This is a genomic window from Anaerocolumna sp. MB42-C2 (assembly GCF_030913705.1).
Lineage (GTDB): Bacteria > Bacillota > Clostridia > Lachnospirales > Lachnospiraceae > Anaerocolumna.
Genome location: NZ_CP133190.1, coordinates 2,627,978 through 2,641,075, shown reverse-complemented (window position 1 = coordinate 2,641,075; position 13,098 = coordinate 2,627,978). Strand labels below are relative to the sequence as shown.

The following is a 13,098-nucleotide window of genomic DNA, read 5'->3' as shown; positions in this document are numbered from 1 at the left end:
TATGAAAATATTGCATAGAAATCAGTATTTTTATGAGAAAGTATTTCGTAAATGGTTCATTGATTCCATTATTACCATATTCATATTTATTGTATCCGGAATGCTGCTTTACCTGGGAGCACTCTATGTAACAAAAAAGGTGTTGGTTATATCTCAGGAGCAGTCGGTCGAGCATACAGGAAATTTGCTTGACAACAAGCTTATGAATTTGAAACAGGATATTTCCATACTCACTTTTAATGACAGAATTATTTCCGCATCCTACATTAATCCTCCGTTTAAAGCGGAGGATTATTATGCATTTCATCAGGCGGGGAAAGAATTAATAGGAATATATTCCTATAGTGGTCTGGAGGATATATATATTTATTACAGTAATAGTAATTATTTTACCGGATGTTATACCTTAACAAATAATAATAGAGGAAATTTATCGGAAAATAGTTTTTCCAAAACTCCGAAAGAATGGAAGGAGTTTGCAAAAAAACAAAAAACAAGCTCATTTGTGAAAATGAAAGATTCAGTATATTTCTTATGCCCTCTGAAAAAGAATGGGAAGAGTGAGGTTATCTGTCTGGCAATTGTCAAACTGGATATGCAAGCTTATAAAGAGCTTCTGCTTCAGGATACCAACATGGCAAGAAGAGGTTATTACAGCTACATCATTTCCAAAGAGGGTGAAGTTTTTATATCATCCGGCAATATCAATGAGGTAGAATATGGATACGGATTATTAAAGCAGGGCGTTAATTATCTGGATGAAAAGGTTGTTAATTGCAGGAAACTTAATAATGAGGAATGGGAATACATTACTGTCATGCCTGTGAAAGAATACTTGAGAGAAATGTATAATCTGCGTCTGGCTCTTTATGTGTATTTAGCCGTCATTATTTTGCTTGCTTTCTACAGTGTGTATGTGGAAACCAGAAAGAAATATAGTCCAATTCAGAGATTACGAGAAAATCTGGAGTTGAACTGGGAACAGTATCATAAAGAGCAGGTTGTCTCAGATAAGAAACAGGATGTATTTCTGAAGTTACAGTATTTTATGGAAGGCATTCTTCATGATAACTATCAGTTGCGTTCACGAGTGAAAAAGGAGAGAGAAGACGTTTGGGGACAGCGTTTTAGTGAAATGGTTCGGGAATATGGTGAAAAACCGGAAAGTGAACGATTACTAAAAGAAGAATTCGGGATGTCCTTTGAATATGGGATTGTGTTAATTGTGCAAAATATGGAGAGCAGTATGGAAACGCAGGAGCTGACAGCAGATGAAAGAAAATCAATTTTAATCTTTTGCTTAAGAAATATAGGCACTGAATTGCTGGGGGATTCCTATAGATGTTTTTTCTGGGAATATACCGGGATCACAGGAATAATATGGTCTGACAAGCCGGAAACGGCTAGCAGCCAGATGTTTTTGCATAACATTATTGAAGAGATTCGGACTGTAACTTTGCAGTACTTCAAAACAAACATGAGAATAACAGTCAGCAGGAGCGTTCATAGCATTCCTGAAATAACAGAGGCATATATGCAGGCCAAATCTGCTTTTGATTACAGCGAGGTGACGGGAAAATGGGGCGTGATTCTCTTTGACGAGAGCTTTATTAAGCTTCCATCCTATTGGAAGAATGTTAATGCCATCCAGGCAGAAATACAATTTATGGAATGTATGACAGACCATAATTATAAAAAAGCCAAGGAGAATCTTGTTAATATAATAGATCAATACAGCTATACGGAAGGTGCTTCCATTCAGCTATTAAAATGCCGTATGTTTGGATTAATAAATATGATGCTTAACGCTATTGAGATTGAAAAATCCCCTGAAGAAGAACAGTTTTATAAAGAAGTGAATCTGGTACAGCGGCTTTTTGAGGCATCCTCCATACAGAAACTAGAGGATGAGATGATGGATATTATAGAAAGCTTTGTCGTGCATAATGAAAACAAAAAAGAAACACCCGGGCAGAAGCTGAATCGTATAGACCGGTATATTGAAGCTCATTATAAAGATCAGGCTTTGAGTGTGCAGCAGATAGCTGAAGTTTTTTCAATGTCTCTTCCATATCTATCAAAGATGTATAAACAGCACAAAGGCTCCGGTATTCTGGAGACGATTCACATATGCCGGATTAACCATGCAAAGGAACTGATTCTTAAGGAACCGGAGATTTCGCTTGCAATAGTGGCGGAAAAGGTCGGTTATGGGAACATACAGACAATGTTGCGCCTTTTTAAAAAGCATGAAAAGCAGACGCCTGGTAAATACCGGCTTGAAAACAGGGAATAGACATTACAACAGAACAGAAAGCAAGCTGAAGTTCCATCAGTTTGCTATGATAAATCGATATAATGCTGATTCCATAAGATATTATTTACTGGCAAATGGACCTGAGAAAAAAGATACGGATTTTTCGTGGCGGGAATATGTGAACAGCCATAATGGTGAATTACTCGGTGCATATGGTAATTTTATCAATAGAACACTGGCCTTTATCAATAAATATAGGAATGGAATAGTTCCAACAGGAATATTGAGTTCATCTATCGAGGAGAAGTTAGATCAGCTTTTTCGTGAAACAGGAGAAAAAATTGAGGCAGGTAATCTAAGGGATGCTATTGATGGTATATTTGAGTTTGTAAGATATTCAAACAAATATTTTGATACAGAGCAGCCTTGGATTACAAGAGTTACGAAAATCAATGCCTGTGATAATACAATTTATAATTGTGTTCAGATTATAGCAAATTTAGCAGTATTACTATACCCATTTCTGCCATTTTCATCGGAAAAGGTTTGTAATTGGTTAGAAATAAGCAGTGTATGGGAAAAGCAATTTGTGCCGGATGGATATCAATTACCCGAAATAGAGATATTATTTGAAAGAATCGATAAAAGGATAATAGAAGAGGAAAAAGCAAAATTATTAAATCGGGGGAAGAATGAAAAAGAATTTTGAAAAGGCCAAAATTCTTTCGAAGAACTCCAAAATGAAATTCCTAAATTTCATTTTGTACTTCTTCATCATTATTTGAGATGATGCTTTGCGGCATCATGTTTTGCAGGAGAGTGAACAATAACGATAAATATATAACATGTGTAAAAGTATTATATATTTCTTGCCGGTTTCCACGGTTTTATTATATAATATTACGAATATAGATAAATTATTATTTCGTTAAATAATAAGTAACACAAAGAAAAGAAGGTGAAATCCGTAATGCAGAAAGCAATCATAGACTTTGGTTTTGCTGCCGGAAGTGTGCAAAATTCACACTTACATCAAAATCTCGAAATTCTATATCTATTGAAGGGTGAATTGATTCTTGAAGTTGATGAGGAAAGGTATCAAATGCATAAAGGAGATTATATTCTTATAAACTCCAATAAAAGACATTCGGTGGAAGCAATTTCAAAAGAAGTACTAAGTGCCAGATTTCAAATTGATTATTCCTTATTTATAGATTATATTGGATCCAGTCATTTGTTATTTTGGTGTAATACGGTAGTGGATAAAAATATTGCTTACGATGAATTACGGAATATTTTGAACCGTATACTAAACAGGTATTATGACAGGGAGAGAGAAGGCTCTTTATATCTGAATAGCCTGTATTTTCAAGTGTTATACCTGTTAAGCACAAATTTTATGATAAAAACCGATGATAACCGTTTAAAAATTGCAGGTTTACAGGAGGGTTCCAGAGTATTAGAAATACAGAATTATATACAATCAAATTATTCAAAGCAGGTAAGTCTCAATGACCTTGCCGGGCAGTTGTTTTTATCCAATGCTTATCTGTCAAAATATATCAAGAAGCATTTTGGATTGAGTTTTTTGGAGTATTTAAATAATGTGCGGTTATTTCATGCAGTTGACGAACTCCTTTATACGGATAAAAAAATAATAAAGATAGCTCTGGATAACGGTTTCCCCACATCCGCAGCTTTCAACAGGACTTTTCACGAATTTTATCATATGACACCCTCCACTTATCGAATAAAAGCCAGACAGGAGCAGGATAAAGAGGAAAGAGTTGAAAATCAAGAAGAAGTACAAGATAAAATTCGTAAATACCTGGAAGGTATAGGTGCTTCGGAAGATTTACCCGTTTTAAATCAAGTTAAAATACTAAATGTTAATACAAAAATAAAAACCGAAATGAAAAAACCATGGGAAGAGGTAATTAATATCGGAGATGCCAATTCCATGCTGAGGTCTGATATACAGCAGCATGTTTTGCTCATTAAAAGAGAACTTGGGTTTAAATATATCCGTTTATGGAATATTTTCCTGCCCTCTATGTATGGTGAAAACGGAAAGCCTGGAAGCAGGCTTAATTTTAGCAAGCTTGATCGAGTATTAGACTTTTTAAATCAAAATCAAATGAGGCCATATATTGAATTAGGTTTTAAACCTCTTCAGCTCATTAATACGGAAGAGGAATATCTGATGAGAAATGAAAATGAGATTTTCTTTCAAAAGCTCAGCCAATATCAGGAAGCTGTTCAGGAATTGGCAGTCCATTTAGCAAATCGATATGGCATAGAAGAAATTGAGAACTGGTATTTCGAGATGTGGAATGATCCAAGGTTAAACAGTGAGGATGAAGAAGGATTATATTATAAATATTATGAAATAGTTTATCGGGTTTTAAAGAAAGTATCGGAGAAAATTAAAATAGGCGGAGCTGGTTTTTTACTCGGTTATGAAAACCAACGATATCCTGAGATACTTCGAATATGGAAGAAACATAATGTGAAACCTGATTTTTTAACAGTATATGCATATCGTTATGTGACAATAGAACAGGGAGGAGTAATGTACGGAAAGAAATCGTTAGATAGTGGATTTATTAATAATCAGATAGCCATATTTAGACAAGCACTGCTAAAAGAGAAATTTGATGTAGATGAAATTCACGTTAGTGAATGGAATTTTACAATCTCTAATCGTAACTATATCAATGACAGCTGTGCACAAGGAGCCTACATTCTAAAAAGCTGTATCGATTGCATGGAAACAGCCGACTTATTAGCTTATTGGCATGGAACTGATTTGTATTCTGAATATTATGATACGGAAGCTATTTTAAATGGGGATAGCGGATTACTTTCAAAGGATAGTATCCGCAAACCGGCATTTTATGCATTTAGGTTTTTAAAGAGTTTATATCATCAGCTGTTGGGCAAAAATGAAAACTCTGTTATTACGACCAATGGGAGAGGAGCCTATTCTATAGTCTGTCATAATTATAAAAGGCTTTCTTATCAATATACTATGAAAGCTGAGAATGAGATAGCAATCGATCAGATGAATTCATTGTATGAGGATCTGGATCCGCTTTCCCTGAATTTTCGAATTAATGAAGTCAGTAATGGGATATATCTAATTAAAATTTATATGATTAATCAGCAAAGTGGAAGTGTTCAGGATATTTGGAGACAGATGGATTATACGGTGAGGCTGTCAGTGGATGAAATTGAATATCTAAAAAGAGCATCAATGCCGTATATGGAATTAAAAAAGATAGAAGTGAAAGACGGTATTATTCAATTGGATTCTATACTGCAGCCCCATGAAATATGCCTGATTGATATCAGTTACCAATATGAAAAGCAGAGTTGAATAAAAAATAAACAAATTAATCTGCTTTAAATTTAAGAGAATGACAAAAATGATGGTATTATTTTTGTCATTCTCTTTTTCTTTTGTAAAAGTTGACTGATTCAGCGGGTATATATAGATAACTTCATTAAAGATTTTGTACAGTTATTCGGCTAAAATGTTTATATCAGAGAGTAAGAAAGGAAGATTGATAAATGAAGCTGGGATTTGTTAGTGCAATTTTAGATTCATGTTCTTACGAAGAAATGATGGATTTTGCGTCAAGTCATGAATTTGAGTGTGTAGAAGCAGCCTGCTGGCCACAAGGAAAGGCTGAGAGAAGATATGCAGGAGTAAGTCATATTGATATCCAAAGAGTACTTGCTGACAATGGCTATGCGGAACATATAAAAGGATACAGCAAAGAAAAAAATGTGACAATTTCATCACTGGCTTATTATCCGAATGTAATGGATAGGAATATAGAAAAGAGAGAAGCAGCAATAAAACATCTTAAGGACCTTATTAAGGCGAGTCATAAGCTGGGAATCGGTATGGTTACAACTTTTATTGGAAGAGACCAGACTAAAAATGTGGAAGAAAACCTAGCACTTGTAAAAGAAATATGGCCGTCTATTATACTGCTGGCAGAAGAACAGGATGTGAAAATAGCGATAGAAAACTGTCCGATGTTATTTGGCGCAGACCAATGGCCCGGAGGACAAAATCTTATGACAACGCCGAAGATCTGGAGACAGGTATTTGATATTCTTCCAAGTAACAATCTTGGAATTAATTATGATCCATCTCATTTTGTATGGCAGATGATGGATTATATTAAACCCATCTATGATTTTGCAGATAAGATTTTTCACATACATTATAAAGATATTAAATTATATCCGGACCGCTTAAATGATAGTGGTATTATGGCTTATCCGCTGGAATACATGTCTCCGAAGCTTCCCGGTCTGGGAGATGTTAATTGGAGCAGATATGTGTCAGCATTAACGGATATTGGTTACAAAGGTAATACCTGTATCGAGATTGAGGACAAAGCATTTGAGGGAAGTAGAGAAAATATAGAAAAATCTCTGATGTTAAGTCAGAAATATCTAAAACAATATTTGTAAACTAAGCATGCTTTAACAAGGAATAGATAGTGAAATAGAAAAGTAAAGGAGTAAAAATTATGAGTCAAAATAAGAAAGTCAGAGTTGCAATTGTAGGATGTGGAGGAATAGCAAATCAAAAGCATATGCCATCATTAAAGGCTAATTCAGAAAAAGCAGAGATAGTAGCTTTCTGTGACATTATCAAAGAAAGAGCTGAAAAAGCTGCTTCAGAATATGGTACTCCGGATGCTAAGGTGTATACCGATTATAAAGAAATGCTTGCAGATAAAAGCATAGAATTTGATGTTGTTCACGTATGTACTCCAAACGTAGCACACTGCCCAATTACAGTGTCTTCTTTTGAAGCAGGGAAACATGTAATGTGTGAAAAACCAATGGCGCATAATACAGAGGATGCACAAAAAATGATCGATGCGTGGAAAAAATCCGGTAAAAAATTTACGGTTGGCTACCAAAACAGATTCCGCGACGATACAACGACCTTGCATGCTTCCTGTGAAAATGGTGAACTGGGTGAAATTTATTTCGCCAAAGCACATGCATTAAGAAGAAGAGCGGTACCAACATGGGGGGTATTTCCCAATAAAGCATTACAAGGCGGCGGTCCGTTGATTGATATCGGAACTCATGCGCTTGATATAACCTTATGGATGATGAATAACTATAAACCGGTTTCTGTATCCGGGCAGGTATTCTACAAATTAGGACGTCAGTCAAACGGGCCGGAGGGTAATGTGTTCGGTCCATGGGATCCTGAAACATTTGAAGTTGAAGATTCTGCGTTTGGCTTAGTTAAAATGGAGAATGGTGCAACAGTGTATCTGGAGGCTTCCTGGGCCCTTAATGTTTTAAAATCAATGGAAGCTTCAACGACTCTCTGCGGAACTAAGGCAGGTGCGGAAATCCATCACGGCGGAAGTTACCCTAAGGATGAGTTGATCTATAATACAGTCGAACATAATCAGTTAATGGAGAAAACAATTTCACCCGCAGGTGTAGTTGACTTCTTTAAGGGAGGCGCCTCTGCGGAGGGGGTACGTGAGCAGTCACAATGGATGGATGCAATCTTAAACGACACAGAACCTTTGGTGAAACCGGAACAGGCTTTTGTGGTAACACAAGTTCTGGATGCAATCTATAAATCAGCAGAAACCGGAAAAGAGATTTATTTATAAATCATTTCGAAATGAATTATTACATTACTACAATATAAGGCCTAAACATATAAGAAAGGAGTATGAACTATGTTCCCAAAACAAATGTATCGACCGGATGGGTTTAAAAACGTAGAAAAGGAAGAGGGGGTAGTTGGTTTTTCCTTTGATATGAAAATTCAATATTACAGAGGTGTAACCCTCTCCATCATTCGAAATATAGAAGTAAATGTGGATGGGATAGATTATCCCAGAGATGCAATTCGCTTTACTGTAAATGGTGAAACGTTCACTTTGGAAGAAATGCGTACGGTGATTAGCAACCGCTGGTTATTTGGTCAGTATGCCACCGTAACTGTTTTATCAGACGGAGGGTTGGATAAGGGAGTACATCATATTAAATGCACCCAGACAATTGCACCATCATATATGCCGCATATACTGGTTCATTCCGGCGAATATGACTTTGAAGTTTAGGAGGAGGGTACAAATGGACTATCAGATTGGAAGAAGTGTTTCTTTATATAGTTATCAGCAAGAGTATTATGAGGGAAAACTGGATTTGGAGGGATGCATCCGTGAGGCTGCCAAGGCCGGTGCTACAGGAATTGAATTACTGCCGGAACAAATGATGGATGATTTCCCAGTGGTAACACCTGAATTTAAAGAAAAATGGTTTGGCTGGATGGAGAAGTACAAAACAGAACCAACCTGCTATGATGCATTTTTGGAAAATCATATTTATGATAACCGGACTCTTACAATTAGAGAACAAGTTGATATGATGAACAGGGATATTAAAATTGCACAGGAATTGGGGTTTAAGACTCTTCGAACACTGGTTGCAACTCCGCTTGATGTTATTGAGGGGTCTCTGGCTTGCGCTGAAGAAAATAATATTAAGGTATGTATTGAAGTTCATTCTCCCTTTTCCTTAAATTCCGGGTGGGCGGACGGATATATGGAAATGATATTAAGAACCGGAACGAAACATTTTGGATTCATGCCTGATTTTGGGATATTCTGCAGGCAGATACCGGCTCAGCTTCGTTCACAGGCATTTCGTCTGGGAGCGAGTAAGGAAGGGGTAAAAATTGTTGATGATGCATTTAGCAATCGTGTTGAAAAAGGATTTACCAAAATCAAATATGATTTGAATTTAGGGCTGGCACATCAGGCATATATGAAAGCAAATGGTTTCCCCGAATTAATGGAAGCCCTTAAAAAAGCAAATGCAAATCAGGCGGACTTTAACTATGCAATGGAATCTTTCGGATATACCTGGAATGATCCAAAAGACATAATAGATAATATTCAATACATTTATCATACCCATGCCAAATGCTATGATTTGACGGAAGATTATAATGAACCCTCCATTCCTGTGAAAGAGGTAGTAAAAGCCTATAAAAAAGCAGGATATCATGGATTTTTATCGACAGAGTATGAAGGAAACCGAATGTTAAATGATGCACTTCCAGTTGACAGTATTGAACAGGTTCGCCGCCATCAGGAGGTTTTAAGAAGGGCAATTGAAGAATAAAGGAGATTTATTATGGCGGAAGTAAAAATTGGTATTGTCGGATTTGGGTTCATGGGGCATTGCCATGCAGATATGTTAAAAACCATTGATGATATTAAACTTGTAGCTGTTGCAGATACCAATAGTAATCAGTTAAAGGAGATACCGGAGGGAATAAAAACCTATTCCTGTATTGATGATATGCTGGCTGATGCAGATATAAACACGGTTATTATATCAACACCAAATCCCAGTCATTTGGAAATGGTTGAAAAAAGTGCAAATGCCAAAAAAAATATCATCTGTGAAAAACCTGCCGCAATGTCGGTTGCCCAATTTGATCAAATGATAAAAGCGGCCAAACAAAATAATGTAATCTTTACGGTTCATCAACAGAGAAGATGGGATAAAGATTACCAAATTATGAAGAAAGTATATGATAACAGACTGGTTGGAGATATGTATATCATTAAGTCACAGCTTTACGGTGTTAATGGTAATATGCATGACTGGCATGTATTTCCCGAAATGGGTGGAGGTATGCTTTTCGACTGGGGAGTACACTTGATAGATCAAATCCTTGATATGGTTGATTCTGAAGTTGATTCGTTGTATGCGGATGTACGGAATGTTATAAACAAAGATGTGGATGATTACTTTAAGATAATATTAAAATTCAAGAATAAGGTAATGGCAGAAATAGAACTGGGAACTTATTATCTGACACCAAAGCGTGCCTGGTTTATTGGAGGAAATAAAGGCAGTGCCTTAATAGATGGTTTTCACGGAGAGGGCAAGATTGTAAGGACCGCTCATCTGCTTGAAAATGTTCCTGGTAAAATTACAATGACGGCAGCTGGACCGACAAGAAGCTTTGGACCGCCGGAGCCGGGGCTGCTAAAGGAAGAACCCTTACCGGAAGTGAATGTCTCTCACAGGGATTATTTTACCCATTTTGTGAAAGCATTTAAAAAAGAAGAGGAACTTGTAATAAAAGCTGACCAGGTAAGGAGAGTGCTAAGTGTCATGGATGCGGTAAGAAAATCTGCAAAAACTGGTGAAGCGATTCGATTCGAATGCAAAGCACGGTAGATTCCGGCTTAAATTTTAAATGAAATTCCAGTGAAGGTTAATGAAAGGCAGAAACGGAGGTTATTATGATAAATTATGAAACTCAGATTGTGGTAATTGCAGCAGGACCGTCCGGACTGGCAGCAGCGGTTCAGGCTGCAGAAGACGGAGCTAAAGTAATAGTACTTGAAAAATCAGCTTCCGTGGGCGGCGCTGCTAATATGGGAATGGGACCGCTGGGAATAGGGACCAGATATCAAAAACAACAAATGATAGATATTACTGTTGAAAAAGCATTTAACATGTTTATGGAATATACACATTACAATGTAGATGCGAGACTGGTTAAAAAATATTTTGAGCAGTCTGCGGATACGATTGAATGGTTGGAAGAAATGGGAGTTCAATTCGAGGGAGCTTTTCGTTACTTCCCGAAATCAGAGGCAACCTGGCACATCGTAAAAACCGATCATGGAATCGGACCCAGAGCAGCTTCCTTTATGAACAAAGCTTTATATGAAAGAGCAGTTGAACTGGGAGTACAATTTCTTCTGGAGACACCAGCGAAGAAAATCATTATGAAAGATGGTAAAGTTGGCGGAGTAATTGGTATCGATAAGACGGGGCAGGAAATAGAAATTTCATGTCAGGCGGCCATTATCTGTACCGGCGGAGCGGGCTCAAATAAGCAGTTAATTCAGGAAGAAACAGGACTGAAACATGGAGAAGATCTATTCAGTTTTGCCATACCCGGGTTAACCGGAGATGGTATGAAGATGGCATGGGAAGCCGGAGCGGGAAAAACACAGGTACGTATTGAAATGGCTGCCAGTATTGAGGGAATGGAAGAACTGCCGCAAGGGATATCCAATATCTTCAGTCAGCCGAATCTATTAGTTAATAAACTGGGTAAAAGAGTCATGAATGAGGAACAGATGCAGAATTCAACCTATTTATCTAATGTCGTCGTGCATCAGAAGGATAAAATATGTTACAGCATAGTTGACTCTTCCATTGTTAAGCACTATGTACGTAATGGTGTGGATAATGTAAGCCTTGTCCGCACAAATCCGGATGTTTCTGATTTTTATGACGGTATAAAAATGGCGCAGGAAAATAATAATAAAGACCTTTATATTGCAAACAGTATTGAAGAACTTGCCCAAATGGCCGGGATTGATGAAACTGCACTAATAGATACTGTAGATAGATATAACGATTATTGTGATAGTGTGGATGAAGAATTTTTTAAGGATCACAGATTTTTAAGACCACTGATTAAAGCACCGTATTACTGTGCTAAAATCCGCACCGGAGGTTATGGAACGGTGGGTGGTATAAAAATTAATGAAAACTGTGAGGCTGTCAATGAAAGCTTTGAGCCTGTACCTGGATTATATGCAGCGGGAGCTGACTCCTGCAATATCTATGATGACAGTTATATGTTCCTTTTACCGGGCAATTCAATGGGATATGCGGTCAATACAGGACGTATTGCCGGAATGAGCGCAGCAGAATATGTTGAAATATAAGATTATAAGCAAACTAACAATCTTATTACAATTATATTTTTTTACATTTATATTATATTTTACAGAAAACAGAAAGGAAGTAAAGAATGAAAGTATTAGGAATTTCTTTTGGGCGTAAGATGAAATGCAGTGAAATCATGGTAAAAGAAGCTTTGTATAAAGCGAAGGAAGCTGGAGCCGAAGTGGAATTTATCAGCACCGTGAACATGGAGATCGGTCACTGTAAAGGATGCGGAGCCTGCAGCACCATGAGAGATCGAGGAGGTCAGGTAAAGTGTATCATTAAGGATGACTACTTAATATTAGAGGAAGCAGTCCTTAACGCTGATGCAATTATATTGGCGGCTCCGGTTTTTGCAGTTGGTACGGTTGGACAATTTAAGAACTTTGTTGACCGCTTTGGCCCGGCACACGACAGGGCAGCATTAGAGGAAGAGCAGAAGAAGAGACTGAAAGAGGGAAAAACGGGTGACGAACTCTTAGATCCGAGATATTTTAAGGATCGTTATGTTGGGTATATCTCGGTTGGGGGTGCTTCTACGCAGAACTGGGTTTCCTTGGGACTTCCCTTAATGCATCTGTTTGGTTTTTCTTGTTATATGAAAGCTGTCGGACATATTGATGCATATGATCAGGGCAGAAAAGCAAATCCCGTATTTGATACAGAGTTAATAAAACAATGTGGTGATCTGGGGCGCAAATTGGCTGAATCGGTAGGAAGACCTTATGATGAAATAGAATGGATGGGGGAGAGGGGAGTTTGCCCGGTATGTCATAATAACCTGCTTAGCATTGGTAAGGACTGCAGTACTAATATCGAATGTCCTGTATGCGGTATTACTGGTAATTTAGAGATTCAGAATAATAAGATTATTGTTACTTTCAGTGAAGAGCAGAAAAATCGTGCACGCAGCACAATGAATGGTTTATATGAACATTATTACGAAATTCAAGGGATGAAAGAAGTATGTATTCCAAAACTTATGGCGAATAAAGATACATTACCTAAAATGCTTGAAAAATATGAAAAATTTGATGAATATATAAATCAATAGGAAGGCGGATTAC

General features: G+C 37.1%; 10 protein-coding genes. All 10 read left to right on the top strand.

Annotation, left to right across the window (positions count from 1 at the left end):
- Position 1 precedes the first annotated feature (1 nt).
- Positions 2-2,296 (top strand): helix-turn-helix domain-containing protein, encoded by a 2,295-nt coding sequence (locus tag RBU59_RS11540; protein WP_308148016.1) that lies wholly within the window; start codon positions 2-4, stop codon positions 2,294-2,296.
- Positions 2,280-2,966 (top strand): class I tRNA ligase family protein, encoded by a 687-nt coding sequence (locus RBU59_RS11535; protein WP_308148015.1) that lies wholly within the window; start codon positions 2,280-2,282, stop codon positions 2,964-2,966. Before RBU59_RS11540 ends, RBU59_RS11535 begins: the two co-directional genes overlap by 17 nt.
- A gap of 261 nt (positions 2,967-3,227) precedes the next feature.
- Positions 3,228-5,636: a GH39 family glycosyl hydrolase gene (locus tag RBU59_RS11530; RefSeq protein WP_308148014.1), complete on the top strand. Its 2,409-nt coding sequence runs from the start codon at positions 3,228-3,230 to the stop codon at positions 5,634-5,636.
- A gap of 194 nt (positions 5,637-5,830) precedes the next feature.
- Entirely contained in the window at positions 5,831-6,748 is a 918-nt protein-coding gene (locus RBU59_RS11525; RefSeq protein WP_308148013.1) for a sugar phosphate isomerase/epimerase family protein, read from the top strand.
- A gap of 59 nt (positions 6,749-6,807) precedes the next feature.
- Positions 6,808-7,926 carry a Gfo/Idh/MocA family protein gene (locus RBU59_RS11520; RefSeq protein WP_308148012.1) on the top strand — a complete coding sequence of 373 codons (1,119 nt, stop codon included), beginning with the start codon at positions 6,808-6,810 and terminating at the stop codon, positions 7,924-7,926.
- A 69-nt stretch (positions 7,927-7,995) separates the two neighbouring features.
- Positions 7,996-8,382, top strand: coding sequence for a C-glycoside deglycosidase beta subunit domain-containing protein (locus RBU59_RS11515; RefSeq protein WP_308148011.1), 387 nt, complete (start codon positions 7,996-7,998; stop codon positions 8,380-8,382).
- A 13-nt stretch (positions 8,383-8,395) separates the two neighbouring features.
- Positions 8,396-9,448 (top strand): sugar phosphate isomerase/epimerase family protein, encoded by a 1,053-nt coding sequence (locus RBU59_RS11510; protein ID WP_308148010.1) that lies wholly within the window; start codon positions 8,396-8,398, stop codon positions 9,446-9,448.
- 12 nt (positions 9,449-9,460) lie between these two features.
- On the top strand, positions 9,461-10,519 hold the full coding sequence (locus RBU59_RS11505) for a Gfo/Idh/MocA family protein (protein WP_308148009.1): 1,059 nt from the start codon (positions 9,461-9,463) through the stop codon (positions 10,517-10,519).
- Between the two features lie 65 nt (positions 10,520-10,584).
- The gene (locus RBU59_RS11500; protein WP_308148008.1) at positions 10,585-12,030 is read left to right on the top strand and encodes an FAD-dependent oxidoreductase; all 1,446 of its coding nucleotides are present in this window, start codon (positions 10,585-10,587) and stop codon (positions 12,028-12,030) included.
- A gap of 86 nt (positions 12,031-12,116) precedes the next feature.
- The gene (locus tag RBU59_RS11495; protein WP_308148007.1) at positions 12,117-13,085 is read left to right on the top strand and encodes a flavodoxin family protein; all 969 of its coding nucleotides are present in this window, start codon (positions 12,117-12,119) and stop codon (positions 13,083-13,085) included.
- Positions 13,086-13,098 lie beyond the last annotated feature (13 nt).

What these genes read in the sequence shown, in the direction of transcription:
- RBU59_RS11530 (WP_308148014.1), top strand. Translation starts at nt 3,228, where the DNA reads ATGCAGAAAGCAATCATAGACTTTGGTTTTGCTGCCGGAAGTGTGCAA.
- RBU59_RS11520 (WP_308148012.1), top strand. Translation starts at nt 6,808, where the DNA reads ATGAGTCAAAATAAGAAAGTCAGAGTTGCAATTGTAGGATGTGGAGGA.
- RBU59_RS11510 (WP_308148010.1), top strand. Translation starts at nt 8,396, where the DNA reads ATGGACTATCAGATTGGAAGAAGTGTTTCTTTATATAGTTATCAGCAA.
- RBU59_RS11515 (WP_308148011.1), top strand. Translation starts at nt 7,996, where the DNA reads ATGTTCCCAAAACAAATGTATCGACCGGATGGGTTTAAAAACGTAGAA.
- RBU59_RS11505 (WP_308148009.1), top strand. Translation starts at nt 9,461, where the DNA reads ATGGCGGAAGTAAAAATTGGTATTGTCGGATTTGGGTTCATGGGGCAT.
- RBU59_RS11525 (WP_308148013.1), top strand. Translation starts at nt 5,831, where the DNA reads ATGAAGCTGGGATTTGTTAGTGCAATTTTAGATTCATGTTCTTACGAA.
- RBU59_RS11500 (WP_308148008.1), top strand. Translation starts at nt 10,585, where the DNA reads ATGATAAATTATGAAACTCAGATTGTGGTAATTGCAGCAGGACCGTCC.
- RBU59_RS11540 (WP_308148016.1), top strand. Translation starts at nt 2, where the DNA reads ATGAAAATATTGCATAGAAATCAGTATTTTTATGAGAAAGTATTTCGT.
- RBU59_RS11495 (WP_308148007.1), top strand. Translation starts at nt 12,117, where the DNA reads ATGAAAGTATTAGGAATTTCTTTTGGGCGTAAGATGAAATGCAGTGAA.